The sequence below is a fragment of the Micromonospora yasonensis genome (assembly GCF_026013475.1).
GTDB classification, from domain to species: Bacteria; Actinomycetota; Actinomycetes; order Mycobacteriales; family Micromonosporaceae; genus Micromonospora; species Micromonospora yasonensis.
In genome coordinates this window covers 18,278-35,767 of the sequence record NZ_JAPDPH010000056.1, presented here as the reverse complement: position 1 = coordinate 35,767, position 17,490 = coordinate 18,278, and the positions used below count along the sequence as shown (strand labels likewise).

Below are 17,490 nucleotides of genomic sequence, written 5' to 3'. Positions count from 1 at the left end.
CCGCCGCCCGGCTTCGGCGAGGGCCCGCTGCTGGCGGCGGAGCCGGCCGAGCAGCCAGGGGAACACCCCGGCGAAGAGCAGCACCGAGGCGAGCAGGAACCAGGTCGCCGGCCCGGTGCCGAGCAGGCCGAGGTTGAGCGCGGTCCCGGCGACCGCGATCACGCCGAAGACGACGGCGACCCGGCCGGCGCCGGCGCTGCGCCGACCGGCGAGGTAGCTGAACACCGGAATGGCGAAGACGAAGTTGCCGTCCAGCAGCGAGCCGAGCACCACCGCCACCAGCGCCGCGAGGGGCAGCCGGCGGCCGACCGCCACCGCGAGGGCGAGCAGCGCCAGCGACCCGACCAGCAGCGGCACCGCGTACCGCGGCCAGGGTGGGGTGAGCCCGGCGTACGCCACCGGCGCGGAGACGGCGGCCCAGAGCAGCAGGTCGCCGAGCCGTCGCCGGTCCGTCGGCGGGTCGTCGGATGCCACGGCGGCCACGCTACCGACGGCGGCCCGGGGCCGGACACCGACGAAAGTCAGGTGGGCTCAGCTGACGTCGTCGGCCCAGGCCCGCCAGTCGTCCAGCACGCCGTACAGGGCCGGGGTGAGCCAGCCGGGGGCGGAGCGGCGGAACACCCCCGGATCCATCGTGCCGGCGCCCATCGGCACCGCGCCGAGCAGGTTCGGCACCAGGTCGGACAGGTTGAGCCAGTGCACCAGCTCCGGCTCGGCCGGCCAGGCGCCGATCACCACGCCGGCCGGGATCGCCCGGCGTTCCAGGGCCTCCAGGGTGAGCGCGGTGTGGTTGAGCGTGCCCAGGCCGGCCCGGGCCACCACCACGGCTGGCGCACCCAGTGACACCGCCAGGTCGGCCACCGTCCAGGGCTCGCCCGACGGCCGCAACCCCATCGGTACGAGCAGCCCGCCGGCCCCCTCGACGAGCACCAGGTCGTGCTTGTCGGTCTCCTCGCGGATCGCGTCGACGGCGGTGTAGAGCTCCAGCGGCTCCAGCTCGGCCACCCGGGCCGCGGCGAGCGGGGCGAGCGGGTCCGGGTAGCTGGCCAGGGTCCGGCCGGTGAACGGGGCGGCCAGCCTGGTCACCGAGTCGACGTCGCCGGGGTCGCCGGTGGCCGTACCGGTCTGGCCGGGCTTGACCACCGCGACCCGCAGCCCGGCCGCCTGCGCCGCCGCCGCGATCGCCGCCGTCACCACGGTCTTGCCCACCTCGGTGTCCGTACCGGTCACCAGCACCGGCCCGGTCCAGCCACCTGTCATGAGCCCTCCTTCGTTCGCGACTGCGGGGCTCGCAAACCCGGCTCATGCGCGCATTCCGGCCCGGCCGCGTCCCACGCGAGCCGCCCCGGAATGCGCGTCCTCGCGCTCACGGGTGCGCACGCCACGATGACGTCCAGGGCCCGTTCGAAGTCCGCGCGAGCGACCCCGGCACTGATGGTCAGCCGGAGCCGGGAACGGCTGTCCGGGGTGGACGGCGGCCGGAAGCAGCCCACCGCGACGCCACGCTCCCGGCAGTCGGCCGCCCAGCCGGTCGCCGCCTCCGGGCCCGGGGCGGTCACCGAGACCACCGCCGCGTCGGGGGCGGAGACCGCCAGCCCGGCCGCACCGAGCCGACCGACCGCGCGGGCGGCCCGCTCGGCCAACTCGGCGCGCAGCGCGTCACCGGCCCGGGCCAGCCGCACCGCGGCCAGCACGCCGGCCGCCACCGCGGGGGGCGGGGCGGTGTCGAAGATGAACGTCCGCCCGGTCTCCACTAGATGCCGGACGAACTCGCCCGGGCCGGCCACCACGCCGCCGGCGCCGCCGAGCGCCTTGGAGAGCGTGGCGGTGACCACCACGTCCGGCTCGCCGGCCAACCCGGCGGCGGCCACCCCACCCGCGCCCTCCGGGCCGGTGACGCCGAGCGCGTGCGCGTCGTCGACCAGCAGCAACGCCCCGTACCGGCGGGCCACCGCGTGCAGCTCGGCCAGCGGGGCGAGGTCGCCGTCGACGGAGAAGACCGACTCGGTGACCACCACCGCGGGCCGACCGGGCGCGGCGGCCAGCGCGGCGGCCACCGCGGCCACGTCGGCGTGCGGGGTCACCACCGTCTCGGCGCCGGAGATCCGGCAACCGTCGATCAACGAGGCGTGGTTGTGGGCGTCGGAGACGAGCAGCGTACGCGGCTGCACCAGGCCCCGGACGGCGGCCAGGTTGGCCAGGTAGCCGGAGGAGAAGACCAGCGCCCGATCGGTGCCGAGCCAGTCCGCGAGGGCGTCCTCCAGCAGGTGGTGCGCGTCGGTGGAGCCGCGCACCAGCCGCGACCCGGTCGCCCCCAGCCCGTACGCGGCCAGCGCCCGGGCGGCGGCGGCGGTGACCTCCGGGTGGGTGGCCAGGCCGAGATAGTCGTTGCCGGCCAGGTCGACCACGGTGTCGCCGGCGGTACGCGGGCGCAGCGTGCGGGTGAGCCCCGCCTTCGCCCGCAGCGCGGCGCGGCGGTCCAGCGCCGCCAGCCAGTCCGCCACCGTCACGTCCCTTCCCGCCGACACGTCGCCCTCGGGCGCTTCCGCCGGGCGAAGTTACCACCCGGGCGGGCGGCCCCGGCGTGGCGCGGTCCGGCTCGCCGGGGCTGGTCGAGTCCCGTTCGAGGCCGGCTCGAGCCGCGGTACGCGGCCATTCCCGCCGTCCGAGGGGGCTTGTAGGGTACGAGCCATGCCAGAGATCCTCGACCAGGCCCGGACCCAGGTGCTGGAGAACGGCGTCGGCCTCGACGAGGCCGGTGTCCTCGCCGTGCTGAACCTGCCCGACGAGCACCTGCCCGCCGCCCTCCAGCTCGCCCACGAGGTGCGGATGCGCTGGTGCGGCCCGGAGGTCGAGGTCGAGGGCATCGTCTCGCTGAAGACCGGCGGCTGCCCGGAGGACTGCCACTTCTGCTCCCAGTCCGGCCTGTTCACCTCGCCGGTCCGTTCCGTCTGGCTGGACATCCGCGCGCTGGTCGAGGCCGCCAAGCAGACCGCGGCGACCGGGGCGACCGAGTTCTGCATCGTGGCCGCCGTGCGCGGCCCGGACGCCCGGCTGATGAAGCAGATGCGCGAGGGTGTCGCCGCCATCAAGGCGGAGGTGGACATCCAGGTCGCGGCGTCGCTGGGCATGCTCACCCAGGAGCAGGTCGACGAGCTGGTCGAGATGGGTGTGCACCGCTACAACCACAACCTGGAGACCTGCCGCTCCTACTTCCCGAACGTGGTCACCACGCACTCCTGGGAGGAGCGCTGGGAGACCTTGAAGATGGTCCGCGAGTCGGGCATGGAGGTCTGCTGCGGCGGCATCCTCGGCCTGGGCGAGTCGGTCGAGCAGCGCGCCGAGTTCGCCGCGCAGCTCGCCGAGCTGGACCCGCACGAGGTCCCGCTGAACTTCCTCAACCCGCGTCCGGGCACCCCGCTCGGCGACCGGCCGGTGGTCGAGGGCAAGGACGCGCTGCGGGCCGTCGCCGCGTTCCGGCTGGCCATGCCGCGCACCATCCTCCGGTACGCGGGCGGCCGGGAGATCACCCTCGGCGACCTGGGCACCCGGGACGGCCTGCTGGGTGGCATCAACGCCGTCATCGTCGGCAACTACCTGACCACCCTGGGCCGGCCGGCGACCGACGACCTGAAGCTCCTCGACGACCTGAAGATGCCGGTCAAGGCGCTGTCCGCGACCCTGTGAGGCAAGGATGACGGTGACCGAGCTGTGGTGCGACCGCTGCGGTGAGCAGGCGGCGGCCGGCGGGCACGAGCCGTGCGCGGCGGCCCGGGCGCTGGAGCCGCCGCGCTACTGCGCGCACTGCCGCCGCCGGATGAAGGTGCAGGTGGTGCCGGCCGGCTGGTCGGCGGTCTGTGTCGAGCACGGCGAGATCCGGGGCTGACCGTGCTGCGGGGGCGGGCGGTGACCCTGCGACCGGCGACGGACGACGACGTGCCCGCCCTCGCGGCCATCCGGGCCACGCCGGAGGTCCGTCGCTGGTGGCGCGGCGACGACGACCTGGCCGCGGCGGTCCGCGCCGACCTGGCCGACGACGAGCTGAGCGTGTACGCCATCGAGCACGAGGGCCGGTTGGTCGGCGCGATCCAGTGGTACGCCGAGCCCGACCCGGACTACCGCCACGCCAGCCTGGACATCTTCCTCGACCCGGCGGTACGCGGGGCCGGGCTCGGCGGGGACGCCATCCGCACCATGGTCCGGCATTTGATCGACGAGTACGGCCACCACCGGTTCACCATCGACCCGGCGGCGGCGAACACACCGGCGATCCGGGCGTACGCGAAGGTGGGCTTCCGCCCGGTGGGCATCATGCGCCGCTACGAGCGCGGCGCGGACGGCCGCTGGCACGACGGCCTGCTGATGGACCTGCTCGCCGAGGACCTGCGCGACTGACTCAGCGGGTACTGATCCAGTAGCGGCGGATCCGGCCCAGCTCGGTGTCCCGCACGTCCTCCAGCACCCCGCCGTGCCGCTCGATGGTCCGCGCGGAGGCGGTGTTGTCGTCGTCGCAGGTGACCAGGACCGGGTCGATGCCCCGCCGGGCCGCCTCGGCGAGCGCCGCGCCCAGGGCGAAGGTCGCCACGCCCCGGCGGCGGGCCGAGGGGCGGACGCCGTAGCCGATGTGACCGCCGGCGTTCCGCAGGAAGTCGGTGAGCCGCAGCCGCAGCGAGATGGCGCCGAGCACCTCGTCGCCCTCGACGATCCACCAGTAGAGCGCGGGCACCCGGCCCTCGGGCAGCGGCCGGGACTCGTCCGCGCCGGCCCGCAGCCGCCCTACCCACTCCGCGAAGCCCTCCGGCGAATCCACGTCGTCGGTGGCGTGCAGCCCGCTGCCGTCCTGGTGGACGCCCGGCCCCCAGTCGTCGCGGGCGGCCAGCCAGGACCGGTGCAACCGGGTGGTCGGGGTGATCAGTTCCAGCATGCGCGCAGGCTAGTACCGCGATCGGAAAGCCGGCCACCGAGTTCCCCCCGGTCAGCCGTCCCAGATCAGGTGCCCGTCCGGGAGGCGGCGTGCCCCCTCGGCCGGCCGGTGCGGGCTGAGCCGGCCATCCGGCATGAGGTGCGACACCGCCACCCCGCGCCCGAGCACCGCGACGTCGGCGATCAGCCGCCGATGACAGCGCCACCACACGCTCTCGCTGCACATCACCGCCGTGGTCCGCCGAGCCGCGTCGGCGAGCACCTCGTCCAGCGCCGCGTCGAAGTCGGCGGTGCGGGTGTACGCGGCGTACGCCCGGAACGCGGCAACCGTCCACCAGGTGTCCGGCTCCGGTTCCCCGGCGCGCACATGCCGGCGACCGCCGAGGCGCCGCTCCCAGCGGTAGTCGATCCCCCGCTCCGGCAGCCAGCTCTCCAGGGCCTCACGCCGGACGTCGGGATTGCTCCGGCTGGCCGGGTACCGCCGCACGTCCACGACGAGCGCGATCCCTGCGCCGGCCAGTAGGTCCCCCAGCGGCTCCCGGCCGGCCGCCCCGTGCCCCACCGTCACCAACACGCACCCAGGTTCCCCCGAATCTTGGACACGTACCGCTCGCTACGAACGGAATCTCTCCAAGATCGGAAGTCGGCCTGTGGACGGGGCGGCGGGAGTCCCGGGTGGCAGGCATGGTCGAGCGCATGGTGGTTGTGCCGAGGGACGAGGCGGACGGCCTGGAATGGCTGGCGTTCGAGCAGGCCGGTGTGCTGACCAGCGCCCAGGCGACCCGGCTGCTGAGCGAGGGCACGGTACGCGGCCGGGTCCGCTCCGGACGCTGGCGGTCCATCTGCCGCGGCATCCTGCTCACCGGCAACGGCCGACTGACCCGGGACCAGCAGCTGTGGGTGGCCGTACTTGCCGCCGGCCCTCGGGCCGTGCTGGCCGGCGCCACCGCCGCGGCGGAGGCCGGCGTGCGGGGCCTCCGGAGGGAGCCGCTGCACGTGCTGGTGCCGGCGGACCGGCGGGCCGGGATGATGCTGCGGCGACTGCCGATCGACATGCCCGGGGTCGTGGTGCACCGCACGAGGGTGCTGCCGGAGGAGCATCTCCAGTTGGCCCGGCCACCCCGGACCAGCATCGCCCGGTCCGTGGTGGACGCCGCAAGCTGGGCCCGAAGCGCCGAAGGGGCCCAACTGGCCCTGGCGGCCGCCTGCCAGCAGCGTCGAATGCTACCGGCCGAGATGGTGGAGGTGCTCCGGAGGCTGCCACGGGCACCACGCCGACGGCTGATCCGGCAGGCCCTGGCCGACATCGCGGGTGGCGCGGAGGCGCTGTCCGAGCTGGACTTCCTCGCGCTGTGCCGGCGCCACCGGCTGCCCCGCCCCGACCTGCAGGAGCGCGGACGGATGGGACGGGTCGCGCCCGCTGGCTGGACGCGTACTGGCGCGAGTGGCGGCTGCACGTGGAGGTCGACGGCGCACACCACATGGACGTCCGGCACTGGGCGGACGACATGCGCCGGCAGAACGACGTCTGGACGGCTGGAGACCGGATCCTCCGCTTCCCCGCCTGGCTGGTCCGCGCCCACCCCGACGAGGTCGCCGCCGCCCTCCACCGCGCCCTCCAGGCCGCCGGCTGGCGTCCACAGATGACATAAATCTTGGGCAGTTGCCGTTCGGGTGTCACCGGTTTGTGAAGACGAGCCGCGCCGCTCAAACCTGGCCGACGTAGCGTCAGAGCCGCCATCGGCGTTACATCGACACGCGCCGCAATTGGTCTTGATCTTGCCCGACTTTCCGCTTCCGCCCCCAGGTCGCCGCAGCTAAGGCCGAACGTCCGATGTCGCCGGTGCCGTGCCGACGTGCGATCATGTGCCGTCACCTCTCCCGATCTCGGAGGATTCCTCATGCCACAGCGTCGGCACGTGGCGCGCGCAGCCGTGACCGCGTCCGCGGCCGCGGCCTGCCTCGCTCTCGCCACCCCGGCTTGGGCGTCGGCCGCCGTCACCAACCCCACTCTCCACCAGGCCGGCAAGCACATCCTGGCGTCGAACGGGGAGTTCAACAAGGGCTTCGGCAAGTGCGCCGGCGCGGAGCAGCAGCAGGCTGGCCAGGACATCTGGGTGTTCATCTGGCCGGGCAACAACGTCGAGAGCGTCGACGCGGTGAAGATCGGCTGGGACACCGACAACGACGGCACCGCCGACGCCTTCAAGACCCTCGACGAGGGTCACTTCACCACCGACAGCGGCACCAAGAAGGTCTGGTTCGCGACGCCGGCCGGCTGGAAGCTGGAGAGCGGCGAGTCGACCATCCACGGGCAGGTACCGCAGGACTGGTTCAACCTGACCCACACCTGCGCCGCCGGCAGCACGGAGTCGCCCTCGCCGTCGGCGTCGCCGTCGGCGTCCGAGTCGCCGTCCCCGTCCGAGTCGCCCTCGGCCTCGGAGTCGCCGTCCGCGTCCGAGTCGCCGTCGACCTCGGAGTCGCCGTCCACCTCGGAGTCGCCCACCGGCGGCACCTCGGTCTCGCCGAGCACCTCGGTGGGTGGCGGTGCCGGCGGTGAGGGCGGCCTGCCGCTCACCGGTGTAGCCGCGACCAGCATCGCGCTCACCGGCGTCGTCCTGATCGGTGGCGGCGTCGTGCTGATGACGCTGCGTCGTCGCCGGGACAAGGTCACCTTCACCAGCTGACCTCCGCGTCACCCGGGAACCGGCCGTCGGACCTCGCGTCCGGCGGCCGGTTCCGCGTGTGCGGGGACCACCCGGTACGGACATGGCCGGCGGCTCGATCCGTACTGACGGGCAAACCGGTCGAGGCGGGCCGGACGCGGATCACATCATCGATGATCTCCGATTACAAATCCGCGTACCCCCAGCTCGGAGCCGGTGCGGGATGGCCGCGACCTGGGCCAACCGGTGGACCGGGTGTCCTGGCATACGAGCGTACGGTTGCCCGCGCGTCCGACGGCGCGGGACAGTACGCGACACCAGCGGTGCCATCGACGCCGCCGCTCCCCGGACAACCCTGAGGAGATCGCGATGGCTCTCAGACTCGCCGACGGCACCTCCTGGTCCGAAACGCTCGCCCGCGCGGTGGCCGCCGCGCCGGAGGCCTTCGACGCCGCGCCCGACGGCACGGCCACCCTGCACAACCTGGTCCAGGGCGAGTGGCGGGCGGTCGGCACGCCGATCCCGGTACGCACCCCGGTCGACAACACCGTCCTGGTCAACCTGGCCCGACTCGACGCCGACGCGGCCCGCGCGGCCGTCGCGCACGCCACCGCGAGCCACCGGGACTGGGCGCAGACCCCACTCGCCGAACGCAAGGCCCGGGTCACCGAGGCGCTCGACGCGCTCGCCGCCCACCGCGACCTGCTGGCCATGCTGCTGGTCTGGGAGATCGGCAAGCCGTGGCGGCTGGCCTGCGCCGACGTCGACCGCGCCCTGGACGGCGTGCGCTGGTACGTGCAGGAGATCGACCGGATGCTCGCCGACGGCCGGGAGCCGCTGCCCGGCCCGGTCAGCAACATCGCCTCCTGGAACTACCCGATGAGTGTGCTGGTCCACGCCGAGCTGGTGCAGCTGCTCGCCGGCAACGCGGTCATCGCCAAGACGCCCTCCCAGGGCGGCGCGGTCTGCCTCACCGTCGCGCACGCCCTGATGCGCCGCGCCGGGCTGCCCGCCACCCTGGTCTCCGGCAGCGGCGAGGAACTCTCCGAGGTCCTGGTCCGCGCGCCGGAGATCGGCGCGGTGGCGTTCGTCGGCGGTCGCTCCAACGGCGGCAAGGTGGCCGCCGCGCTACTCGACTCCGACAAGCGGCACTTCATCGAGCAGGAGGGCCTCAACGCCTGGGGCATCTGGAACTTCTCCCAGTGGGACCTGCTCGCCGCACATCTCAAGAAGGGCTTCGAGTACGGCAAGCAGCGGTGCACCGCGTACCCCCGGTTCGTGGTCCAGCGGGACCTGGTCGACGAGTTTCTCGACATGTACCTGCCGGTGGTGCGCTCGATCCGCTTCGGCCATCCACTTGCGGTGGACGAGACGTGGCGGGCCGGCGACCCGCTGCCCGAGCTGGACTTCGGCCCGCTGATCAGCGCGGCCAAGGCCGACGAGCTGCGCCGCAAGGTCGACGAGGCGGTCCGCGGCGGCGCGGTGCCGCTGCACCGGGGCAAGCTCGACGGCGCACCCTTCCTCGATGGCCAGGACACCTCCGCGTACGTGGCGCCGGCCGTGCTGCTCGCCCCGCCCGGGCGGTCCCGGCTGATGCACGCCGAGCCGTTCGGCCCGGTCGACACGATCGTCGTGGTGGACACCACCGACGAGCTGCTGGCCCAGATGAACGCCTCCAACGGCGCGCTGGTCGCCTCCCTCGCCTGCGACGACGAGGAGCTGGCCGGCAAGCTCGCGGTCGACCTCCAGGCGTTCAAGGTGGGCATCAACAAGCCCCGGTCCCGGGGGGACCGGGAGGAGCCGTTCGGCGGCCGGGGCGCCTCCTGGAAGGGCGCCTTCGTCGGCGGCGACCTGCTGGTGCAGGCGGTCACCGTGGGCGGGGGCGGCCGGCTGTACGGCAACTTCCCCGACTACAGCAGCTACCCGGCGACCTGAGCCGGGCGGGGACAGGGCCCCGCACCGGGGCCCTGTCCACCGGCCCGTCGGGTCAGTGCGCCCAGTGGGACCGGACGGCCGCGTCGACCGGTCGAGGCGGCTCGACCCGGCGGGCCACCAGCGGCACCGTCACGCTCAGCACGCTGCCGTCCCGCTCCACCGACGTCGGCCGGTCCAGCCGGCGTACGGCGCGCAGCATCGGCGTGTTCTCGGCCTGCACGTGCAGCAGCACGGCGGCGTAGCCGGCCCGCTCGGCGTGCCCGAGCAGCCGTCGCAGCAGCGCCGAACCGAGCCCGCGCCGCTGCCAGTCGTCCCGGACCAGCAGCGCCACCTCCGCCTCGTCCCCCTCGCCGAGGAGGTTGGCCAGCGCCACGACCGATGCCGCCTCCCCGCCGGGACCGGCCGCGGCGACCAGGGTGAGCCCCTGAGCCGGCTCCAGCAGCCGGCGCAGCCGGGCCGGTGACGGCAGGGCGGCGCCGCTGAGGTAACGCCGCTGCCGGCTCCGGGCCGAGCAGGCTTCGTGCAGCTCCACCACACCGGGCACGTCGGCGGCGGTGGCCGGCCGGACCAGCACCTCCGCCGCGTCCGGCAGCACCAGGGTGACCCGGTCGGCGTCCCGGCGGGCGACGGCCGCGGCCAGCTCGACCAGCGCCTGGGCCCGCGCGTACTCGGCCGGGGTGAAACTGGGCTCCCGGCGGCGCAGCTCGTACGAGCCGCCGGACGGGTCGGCCAGCGCCATCGTGCGGGCGCCCACCCCGCCGAGCCGGGTCGCCGGGGTCGGCCGCCAGATCACCTCGTCGGCGCCGAGCAGGGTACGCAGCGCCTCGCCGGCGCCGTCCGGCTCCCGGACCAGCCGGGTGGCCAGACCGAGCACCCGGGTGGGCTGGTCGGCCAGTCCGCGCGCCTCGCTGCGCGCGACCCAGCAGTCCCGGCCCCGGCCCCGTTCGACGGCCGCCCGCAGATCGGCCTCGGTGAGCTGGTCGGGCGCGTCGACGAGGAAATCGTCGACGGCCCCCACCTCGGTGGTGTGCACCTGCACGGTGAGGATGTTGACCCCGCGCAACGCGAGGCTCGCCGTGAGGACCGACAGGTAGCCCGGCCGGTCGTCCACGGTGGCGCGGATCCGCCACAGCGCCATGGTTCGCTCCCTTCGCCGGTCCCCACCTTGCCGGCCGCCTGTTGCGCGGCCGTTGCCCACTGGTGAAACGGTGGGACGGGTCAGGTGATGGTGGTCACCGGCGGGGCGCCGACCAGGTCCAGCCGGTCGCCGAGGATCACCGCGCTGGCCCGGACCAGCTGGGCCAGCCGGTCCACCTCCGTCGAGTGGAACGTGGCGGCGGCCAGCGGCTCCCTGTGGTCCCGTGCCACCACCAGCACCAGACCGGCCCGGCCGAACGGCGCGACCGCGTAGTGGTGTCCCTCGGGGCTGGTCATCGCCCGGGCCCGCAGCGGCGTCACCTCCGGCAGCCGGGGCGGGACCGGGGCCCGCCAGCTGGCGTGCCCGACCGTGGCCCCGCCCGCGCCGCCGGAGGCCCAGTCCAGGGGTACGACCGCGGCCACCGCCCAGTCCGCGGCGAGCAGCCCGGGCACCGCGTCGACCAGGGTGGCGACCCCGTCGGTCGGGTTCGCCGCGATCTGGGCGAGCAGTTCGGCGTCCTGGCCGCCGGTGGTCGGCGCGCCGATCGCCCGCCACACCCCGTCCACCCGTACGCCGGGGATCGCGGCCAGGCCGGCCAGCAGGCGCTCCACCCGCGCCGCGCCCGGCCACACCACGGTGAAGTCGTCCACCGCCCGCCCGCCGAGCCGCTCCAGCACGACCACCTGGACGATGTCTGCGCCGGCGACGCCGAGTGTGCGGGCCACCTGGCCGAGCGTGCCGGGTCGGTCCGGCAGCGTCACCCGAACTCTCAGCAGCATGTCTGATCCCTCCGCTCGCTCGGCGCGCCGGCCGTGGCGGCCGGCAGGCTGGGCCCCAGCCTGCCGGTTGACCATTTCGCCCCTGTTGCCGTGCCATGTCCCGCCGGGAAAACCGACCTTGACAAGAAAGCTGAGCTGAAATCAACTAACCGGATGACCGATCCGGCCGTCAACGCGGCGCAGCCCGCGCCCGGTTCGGCCCCACGTGGGCTCGATCTCGACCGGCTCGGCGCGTACCTGGCCGCGCACCGGCCCGAGTTGGCCGGACCGCTGTCGGCGCGGCTGATCGTCGGGGGCAAGTCCAACCTGACGTACCTGCTGCGCGCCGGCGACCGCGAGGTGGTGCTGCGCCGGCCGCCGCTCGGGCACGTGCTGGCCACCGCGCACGACATGGCCCGGGAACACCGGGTGATCTCCGCGCTGGCCCCCACCGACGTGCCGGTACCCGCCACGCTGCTGCTCTGCGCCGACTCCGACGTGATCGGCGCTCCCTTCTACCTGATGGAGAAGGTCGACGGCGTGGTCTATCGGCGCCGCGCGCAGACCGACCCGCTCACCGCCGGGCAGCGCCGCGAGCTAACCATGGCGATGATGGACACCCTCGCCGCGCTGCACCTGGTCGACCCGGCCGAGGTCGGGCTGGCCGACTTCGGCCGCCCGGAGGGCTACCTGGCCCGGCAGGTCCGCCGCTGGGCCGGCCAACTGGACCGCTCCCGGAGCCGCCCGCTACCCGGCATCGACGAGTTGCGCGACGCGCTCGCCGGCAGTGTGCCGGAGGGCGCGAACGCCGGGCGGATCGTGCACGGCGACTACCGGCTGGACAACCTGCTCGCCGTGGTCGACCCGGTCGCCGTCCGGGCGGTGCTCGACTGGGAGATGGCCACCCTCGGCGACCCCCTGGCCGACCTCGGGCTGCTGCTCACGTACTGGAGCGTGCTCGGGGACAGCGACCTCGCCGAGGGCAACCCGGTGGCCGACGGGATCGGCCCCCGCGCCGGTTTTCCGAACGGCGCCGAGCTGATCGACCGATACGCCGGCCGCAGCGACGTCGACGTCGGGCCGCTGCACTGGCACGTGGCGCTCGGCTGTTTCAAGCTCGCGGTGATCTGCGAGGGGATCCACTACCGGCACACCCTCGGGCAGACGCTCGGCGAGGGCTTCGACCGGATCGGCGAGATGGTGGCGCCGCTGGTCGAGCACGGTCTGCACACGGTCAGGGAGAAGTGATGGACTTCGCGTACGACGCCCGCACGGTCGAGCTGCGCGAGCGGCTGGAGGCGTTCCTCACCGAGTGCGTCCACCCGGCCGAGGCAATTCACGCCGAGCAGGTGGCCGCAGCCGGCGACCCGTGGGCCCGCCCGCCGGTGCTGGACGAGTTGAAGGCCGAGGCCCGGGCCCGGAGCCTCTGGAACCTCTTCCTCCCCGACCCCCGGTACGGCGCCGGCCTGACCAACCTCCAGTACGCCCCGCTCGCCGAGCTGACCGGGCGCAGCCCGCACCTGGCCCCCGAGGCGCTGAACTGTGCCGCCCCGGACACCGGCAACATGGAACTGCTCGCCGAGTTCGGCTCCGCGGCGCAGCGGGATCGCTGGCTCGAGCCACTGCTGGCGGGGGAGATCCGCTCCGCCTTCTGCATGACCGAGCCGGAGGTGGCCTCCTCCGACGCCACCAACATCGCCACCCGGATCACCCGCGACGGCGACTCGTACGTCATCAACGGCCGCAAGTGGTGGTCGTCCGGGGCGATGGACCCGCGCTGCGAGATCTTCATCGTGATGGGCAAGACCGACCCGGACGCCGAGCGGCACCGCCAGCAGAGCATGATCCTGGTCCCCCGGGACACCCCCGGCGTGACGGTCCGCCGCGGCATGACCGTCTTCGGCTACCGCGACGCCCCGCACGGCGGGCACGCGGAGATCGACTTCACCGACGTCCGGGTGCCGGCGGAGAATCTGGTCGGCGCCGAGGGGGCCGGCTTCGCGATCGCCCAGGCCCGGCTCGGCCCCGGGCGGATCCACCACTGCATGCGGCTGATCGGCATGGCCGAACGGGCCCTCGAGCTGCTCTGCCGGCGGGCCCTGGACCGGGTGGCCTTCGGCCGCCGCCTCGCCGAGCAGGGCGTGGTCCGGGAGTGGATCGCCGAGTCCCGGGTCCGGATCGAGCAGGCCCGGCTGCTGGTGTTGAAGACCGCCTGGCTGATGGACACCGTCGGCAACAAGGGCGCGCACACCGAGATCCAGGCCATCAAGATCGCCACCCCGGCGATGGCCGAGTGGGTGATCGACAAGGCCATCCAGGGGTACGGCGGCGCCGGCGTCAGCCAGGACACTCCGTTGGCCGCCCTCTGGGCCCAGGCCCGTACCCTCCGCCTCGCCGACGGCCCCGACGAGGTGCACAAGGCGTCTCTCGCCAAGCGGGAACTCCGCCGCTGGTCCTGACCCCGCTCGGCTCGGCCCGCTGGCCGGGCGGAAGGCCACGGCTTAGCAGCGTAGGGCCGGTTGATATCACAAGCGACTCAGCTCGAAAGCGCCCCGACCAGGATGGCCACCGTCGTGCGGCCACTGCGCCCGCGACCGCGCCGACCGTGCGCCGGGATCAGGCGGAGGCGCGGTGGATGAGCTTGGTGTCCAGGAGGACGTGCGGGGACGGAAGTTCCTCGCCCCGGATCCGGGAGACCAGCAGGCGCGCCATCTGCCGGCCCATCTCCTCCACCGGCTGGAAGACCGTGGTGAGCGGCGGCTCGGCCTGGCGGGCGATCGGGGCGTCGTCGAAGCCGATCACCGCCACGTCCTCGGGCACCCGGCGGCCGGCCTCGCGCAGCGCGCGCAGGGCCCCGAAGGCCATCAGGTCGGAGGCGACGAACACCGCGTCGAGGTCGGGGCAGACCTCCAGCAGCCGCCGCATGCAGGCGGTGCCGCTGCCCTCGCTGAAGTCTCCGTACGCGATCAGGTCCGGGTTGACGCTGCCGCCCGCGGCGCGGACGGCCTCCTGGTAGCCGGTCAACCGGGCCAGGCCGGCGCCCATGTCCTGGGTGCCGGCGATGGTGGCGATCCGCCGCCGCCCACGGGCGAACAGGTGCTCCACCGCCTGCCGGGCGCCGCCGACGTTGTCCACGTCCACGAACCAGGCCGGCTGGGCGTTCGGGTGCAGCATCCGGGCCGGCCGGCCGCCGAGCACGGTGGGCAGGCCGCGCTCCTCCAGCAGGGTGGGCAGCGGGTCGGCGTCGTGCAGCGAGAGCAGCAGGACCCCGTCCACGTGCTGGTTGGTCAGGTGGTGCTCGACCCGTTCCCGCTCGATCTGGGACTGCGCCATGGCGAGCCAGAGCTGCATCGGGGTCTCCAGCAGCGCCGAGCTGACGCCCCGGACGATGCCGGCGAAGAAGGGCTCGGTGAAGACCCGATCCCCCGACTCGGAAACCACCAGGGCCACCGAGTCGGTCCGCTGGGTCACCAACGCCCGGGCGGCGCGGTTGGGCACGTACCCCAGCTCGGCGATCGCCTGCTGGACGGCGGCCCGGGCCTCGGGGCTGACCTGGGGCGAGCCGTTGACCACGCGGGAGACCGTGCCGCGGCCCACGCCGGCGCGGGCGGCGACCGCGTCGAGGGTCGGGCGCCCGAGCGACCGCGTGCGCTGCGTTGTCATCCTCTGCTCCTCCGACGTCGGGCGGGCCCGGCACCTGTGGAGGCGTCGGCGCCGGGCCGCCCGTTACTGGCTGGCCCAGCCTATTGTGCGGCCAGACCGTTGCGTCGGATCACCTCGGCGTACCACCGGGCGCTGGACTTGGGGATCCGCGCCTGGCTGTCGTAGTCGACGTAGACCATCCCGAACCGCTTCGTGTAGCCCCAGGCCCACTCGAAGTTGTCCATCAGTGACCAGGCGAAGTAGCCCTTCAGCGGCACCCCGGCGCCGATCGCGGCGTGCGCGGCGCGCAGGTGCGCGTCGAAGTAGGCCAGCCGGTCCGGGTCGTCGACCCGGCCGTCGACCACGGTGTCGACGAAGGCGGAGCCGTTCTCCGTCACGTAGAGCGGCAGGTCGGTGTAGTCCCGGTGGACCCGCTCCAGCGTCTCCACCAGGCCGGGAGCGTCGATCTCCCAGTCCATGTCGGTCACCGGGACACCGCGGGTGACGAACCGGACGTCCTGGCTGCCCGGCCAGCACGACGGCGCCCGCCAGTACGCCTCCGCCTCGGTGCTGTCGACCGGCGCGGCGACCACGTACCGGCTGTAGTAGTTGACGCCCACCATGTCCAGCGGGGTCGAGACGACCGCCAGGTCGCCGTCCCGGACGTGCCCGAAGTCGGTGACCTCGCGCAGGTCGGCCAGCAGGTCCGCCGGGTACGCCCCGCGCAGCACGGGGTCGAGGAAGAACCGGTTGGCCAGCGCGTCGATGCGCCGGGCGGCGTCGACGTCCGCGGCCGAGTCGCCGGCCGGGGTGACCGGGTAGAGGTTGACCGTGATGCCGAGCTGGGCGCCCGGCCGGGAGGCCCGCAGCGCCTGCACGGCCAGCCCGTGTCCGAGCAGCAGGTGGTGCCCGGCCCGGACGGCGTCCGTCCCGTCCGATCGGCCCGGGGCGTGCGCGCCGGAGCCGTAGCCGAGGAAGGCCGAGCACCACGGCTCGTTCAGGGTGGTGAGGTACGTCACCCGGTCGCCGAGGGCGTCCGCGACGAGCTGGGCGTAGTCGGCGAACCGGGCGGCGGTGTCCCGGGCCGGCCAGCCGCCGGCGTCCTCCAGCGGCTGCGGCAGGTCCCAGTGGTAGAGCGTCAGCCAGGGTTCGATGCCGTGCGCCAGCAGATCGTCGATCAGCCGCCGGTAGAAGTCCAGCCCCGCGGGGTTGGCCGGGCCCCTGCCGCCGGGCTGCACCCGGGGCCAGGAGACCGAGAAGCGGTACGACTTCAGCCCCAGGTCGGCCATCAGCCGCACGTCCTCGGGCATCCGGCGGTAGTGGTCGCAGGCGACGTCCCCGGTGTGCCCGGCCACCGTCCGGCCCTCGGTGTGGCTGAAGGTGTCCCAGATCGACGGGGTACGGCCGCCCTCGGTCGCCGCGCCCTCGATCTGGTACGCGGCGGTGGCCGCGCCCCAGCGGAAGCCGGGCGGGAAGGTGATCTCCGAACCCTGGGCGAGGACGCCGACGGCGGGCAGGCTGGCTCGGTTGCTCACGACTTGACGGCGCCTTCCATGATTCCGCCGATGATCTGGCGGCCGAACAGGATGAACACGATGAACAGGGGCAGGGTCGCGATCAACGTACCGGCGAAGATCTGCGAGTTGTCGGCGAAGTACGCGGTGTTGAGGCTGCGCAGGGAGATCTGGACTGTCGGGTTGGCCGGGTCGGCCAGCACCACGAAGGGCCAGAAGAACTGGTTCCACTGCTCCATGAAGGTGAGCAGGCCGAGCACGGCGGCGGCGGGACGCAGGGCGGGCACCACCACGTGCCAGTAGACCTTCCAGGTCGAGCAGCCGTCCACCCGGGCCGCCTCGATCAGCTCGTTCGGGACCGCCTGCTCGGCGTACTGGCGCATCATGAAGATCCCGAAGCCGCCGATCAGGAACGGCACGGTCACCGACGGCATGGTGTTCAGCCAGTCGAGCTTCGCCATCAGGATGTACAGCGGCAGCACGCCGAGCTGGATGGGCACCATCATCGAGGCCAGGATGATCAGCAACAGGGCGTTCTTGCCGCGGAACCGGAGCTTGGCGAACGCGAAGCCGGCGAGCGAGCCGAAGAAGACCGTGGCGACGGTGATCGTCCCGGCGACGAGGAACGAGTTGAGCAGGCCCTTGACGATGTTGGCGTCGCCGTTGTCGAGCACCCGCTGGATGTTCTCGCCGAGCTTGCCACCGGGCAGGAACGGCGGCGGCCAGGAGTTGGCCGCGTCGTTGGTCCGCGAGGCGATCACGATCATCCAGTAGAACGGGAAGAGCGACAGGATGACCCCGAGGACCAGTCCGAACCAGGTGAGCGGGCTGGCCTTCCAGAGCCGCTCGGCCTGGTGGGTGGCCCGGGCCGGGGCGCTCGGCCGGGCGGGCGGGCGGAGTGTGGTGGTCGTCAT

Annotated in this window: 16 protein-coding genes and 2 pseudogenes; 8 read left to right on the top strand and 10 right to left on the bottom strand. The window is 73.9% G+C overall.

Features of this window, described 5'->3' with window-relative positions; all coding sequences use genetic code 11:
• The 3 genes and pseudogenes from ONA70_RS14470 to ONA70_RS14460 form a co-directional block, all read right to left on the bottom strand.
• Positions 1 to 474: pseudogene (locus ONA70_RS14470) on the bottom strand (two-component sensor histidine kinase); the annotation flags it as partial.
• Positions 475 to 531: 57 nt separating this feature from the next.
• Positions 532 to 1,260 carry a dethiobiotin synthase gene (gene bioD, locus ONA70_RS14465; RefSeq protein WP_265006931.1) on the bottom strand — a complete coding sequence of 243 codons (729 nt, stop codon included), beginning with the start codon at positions 1,258 to 1,260 and terminating at the stop codon, positions 532 to 534.
• A 110-nt stretch (positions 1,261 to 1,370) separates the two neighbouring features.
• Positions 1,371 to 2,504: pseudogene (locus ONA70_RS14460) on the bottom strand (8-amino-7-oxononanoate synthase); the annotation flags it as partial.
• Between the two features lie 187 nt (positions 2,505 to 2,691).
• On the opposite strand from ONA70_RS14460, the gene bioB reads away from it, so the two are divergent.
• The 3 genes from bioB to ONA70_RS14445 are packed head-to-tail and all read left to right on the top strand — an operon-like array spanning position 2,692 to position 4,395.
• Positions 2,692 to 3,687: a biotin synthase BioB gene (bioB, locus tag ONA70_RS14455; RefSeq protein WP_265006930.1), complete on the top strand. Its 996-nt coding sequence runs from the start codon at positions 2,692 to 2,694 to the stop codon at positions 3,685 to 3,687.
• Positions 3,688 to 3,694: 7 nt separating this feature from the next.
• Positions 3,695 to 3,886, top strand: a complete 192-nt coding sequence (bsaP, locus tag ONA70_RS14450) for a biotin synthase auxiliary protein BsaP (RefSeq protein WP_319957179.1) — start codon at positions 3,695 to 3,697, stop codon at positions 3,884 to 3,886.
• A gap of 2 nt (positions 3,887 to 3,888) precedes the next feature.
• On the top strand, positions 3,889 to 4,395 hold the full coding sequence (locus tag ONA70_RS14445; RefSeq protein WP_265006928.1) for a GNAT family N-acetyltransferase: 507 nt from the start codon (positions 3,889 to 3,891) through the stop codon (positions 4,393 to 4,395).
• A gap of 1 nt (position 4,396) precedes the next feature.
• On the opposite strand, the gene ONA70_RS14440 is transcribed toward ONA70_RS14445, so the two are convergent.
• Entirely contained in the window at positions 4,397 to 4,924 is a 528-nt protein-coding gene (locus ONA70_RS14440; RefSeq protein WP_265006927.1) for a GNAT family N-acetyltransferase, read from the bottom strand.
• Between the two features lie 51 nt (positions 4,925 to 4,975).
• Entirely contained in the window at positions 4,976 to 5,497 is a 522-nt protein-coding gene (locus ONA70_RS14435; protein ID WP_265006926.1) for a DUF488 domain-containing protein, read from the bottom strand.
• A gap of 122 nt (positions 5,498 to 5,619) precedes the next feature.
• Here ONA70_RS14435 and ONA70_RS14430 point away from each other — a divergent pair, with 122 nt between their 5' ends.
• The 3 genes from ONA70_RS14430 to ONA70_RS14420 all read left to right on the top strand — a co-directional run bounded on the left by ONA70_RS14430 (position 5,620) and on the right by ONA70_RS14420 (position 9,524).
• Positions 5,620 to 6,570, top strand: a complete 951-nt coding sequence (locus tag ONA70_RS14430) for a hypothetical protein (RefSeq protein WP_319957175.1) — start codon at positions 5,620 to 5,622, stop codon at positions 6,568 to 6,570.
• 272 nt (positions 6,571 to 6,842) lie between these two features.
• Positions 6,843 to 7,610 carry a hypothetical protein gene (locus tag ONA70_RS14425; protein ID WP_265006925.1) on the top strand — a complete coding sequence of 256 codons (768 nt, stop codon included), beginning with the start codon at positions 6,843 to 6,845 and terminating at the stop codon, positions 7,608 to 7,610.
• 348 nt (positions 7,611 to 7,958) lie between these two features.
• Complete coding sequence (locus ONA70_RS14420) at positions 7,959 to 9,524, top strand: aldehyde dehydrogenase family protein (RefSeq protein ID WP_265006924.1); 1,566 nt, start codon at positions 7,959 to 7,961, stop codon at positions 9,522 to 9,524.
• A 52-nt stretch (positions 9,525 to 9,576) separates the two neighbouring features.
• Here the strand turns inward: ONA70_RS14420 and ONA70_RS14415 are convergent, their stop codons facing one another.
• Positions 9,577 to 10,662 (bottom strand): GNAT family N-acetyltransferase, encoded by a 1,086-nt coding sequence (locus tag ONA70_RS14415; protein WP_265006923.1) that lies wholly within the window; start codon positions 10,660 to 10,662, stop codon positions 9,577 to 9,579.
• A gap of 80 nt (positions 10,663 to 10,742) precedes the next feature.
• Complete coding sequence (locus tag ONA70_RS14410) at positions 10,743 to 11,441, bottom strand: ACT domain-containing protein (protein WP_265006922.1); 699 nt, start codon at positions 11,439 to 11,441, stop codon at positions 10,743 to 10,745.
• Positions 11,442 to 11,594: 153 nt separating this feature from the next.
• On the opposite strand from ONA70_RS14410, the gene ONA70_RS14405 reads away from it, so the two are divergent.
• Positions 11,595 to 12,668 carry a phosphotransferase family protein gene (locus ONA70_RS14405; protein WP_265006921.1) on the top strand — a complete coding sequence of 358 codons (1,074 nt, stop codon included), beginning with the start codon at positions 11,595 to 11,597 and terminating at the stop codon, positions 12,666 to 12,668.
• Positions 12,668 to 13,879: an acyl-CoA dehydrogenase family protein gene (locus tag ONA70_RS14400; RefSeq protein WP_265006920.1), complete on the top strand. Its 1,212-nt coding sequence runs from the start codon at positions 12,668 to 12,670 to the stop codon at positions 13,877 to 13,879. Before ONA70_RS14405 ends, ONA70_RS14400 begins: the two co-directional genes overlap by 1 nt.
• A 157-nt stretch (positions 13,880 to 14,036) precedes the next feature.
• On the opposite strand, the gene ONA70_RS14395 is transcribed toward ONA70_RS14400, so the two are convergent.
• The 3 genes from ONA70_RS14395 to ONA70_RS14385 form a co-directional block, all read right to left on the bottom strand.
• Positions 14,037 to 15,083, bottom strand: coding sequence for a LacI family DNA-binding transcriptional regulator (locus tag ONA70_RS14395; protein WP_265006919.1), 1,047 nt, complete (start codon positions 15,081 to 15,083; stop codon positions 14,037 to 14,039).
• 80 nt (positions 15,084 to 15,163) lie between these two features.
• Entirely contained in the window at positions 15,164 to 16,597 is a 1,434-nt protein-coding gene (locus ONA70_RS14390; RefSeq protein ID WP_265006918.1) for a GH1 family beta-glucosidase, read from the bottom strand.
• Positions 16,594 to 17,490 (bottom strand): carbohydrate ABC transporter permease, encoded by an 897-nt coding sequence (locus ONA70_RS14385; RefSeq protein WP_265006917.1) that lies wholly within the window; start codon positions 17,488 to 17,490, stop codon positions 16,594 to 16,596. Before ONA70_RS14385 ends, ONA70_RS14390 begins: the two co-directional genes overlap by 4 nt.

Bases quoted from the DNA above. Each gene is read 5' to 3' on its own strand.
- bioD (WP_265006931.1), bottom strand. From the start codon at position 1,260: ATGACAGGTGGCTGGACCGGGCCGGTGCTGGTGACCGGTACGGACACC.
- bioB (WP_265006930.1), top strand. From the start codon at position 2,692: ATGCCAGAGATCCTCGACCAGGCCCGGACCCAGGTGCTGGAGAACGGC.
- bsaP (WP_319957179.1), top strand. From the start codon at position 3,695: ATGACGGTGACCGAGCTGTGGTGCGACCGCTGCGGTGAGCAGGCGGCG.
- ONA70_RS14440 (WP_265006927.1), bottom strand. From the start codon at position 4,924: ATGCTGGAACTGATCACCCCGACCACCCGGTTGCACCGGTCCTGGCTG.
- ONA70_RS14430 (WP_319957175.1), top strand. From the start codon at position 5,620: ATGGTGGTTGTGCCGAGGGACGAGGCGGACGGCCTGGAATGGCTGGCG.
- ONA70_RS14420 (WP_265006924.1), top strand. From the start codon at position 7,959: ATGGCTCTCAGACTCGCCGACGGCACCTCCTGGTCCGAAACGCTCGCC.
- ONA70_RS14415 (WP_265006923.1), bottom strand. From the start codon at position 10,662: ATGGCGCTGTGGCGGATCCGCGCCACCGTGGACGACCGGCCGGGCTAC.
- ONA70_RS14410 (WP_265006922.1), bottom strand. From the start codon at position 11,441: ATGCTGCTGAGAGTTCGGGTGACGCTGCCGGACCGACCCGGCACGCTC.
- ONA70_RS14405 (WP_265006921.1), top strand. From the start codon at position 11,595: ATGACCGATCCGGCCGTCAACGCGGCGCAGCCCGCGCCCGGTTCGGCC.
- ONA70_RS14400 (WP_265006920.1), top strand. From the start codon at position 12,668: ATGGACTTCGCGTACGACGCCCGCACGGTCGAGCTGCGCGAGCGGCTG.
- ONA70_RS14395 (WP_265006919.1), bottom strand. From the start codon at position 15,083: ATGACAACGCAGCGCACGCGGTCGCTCGGGCGCCCGACCCTCGACGCG.
- ONA70_RS14385 (WP_265006917.1), bottom strand. From the start codon at position 17,490: ATGACGACCACCACACTCCGCCCGCCCGCCCGGCCGAGCGCCCCGGCC.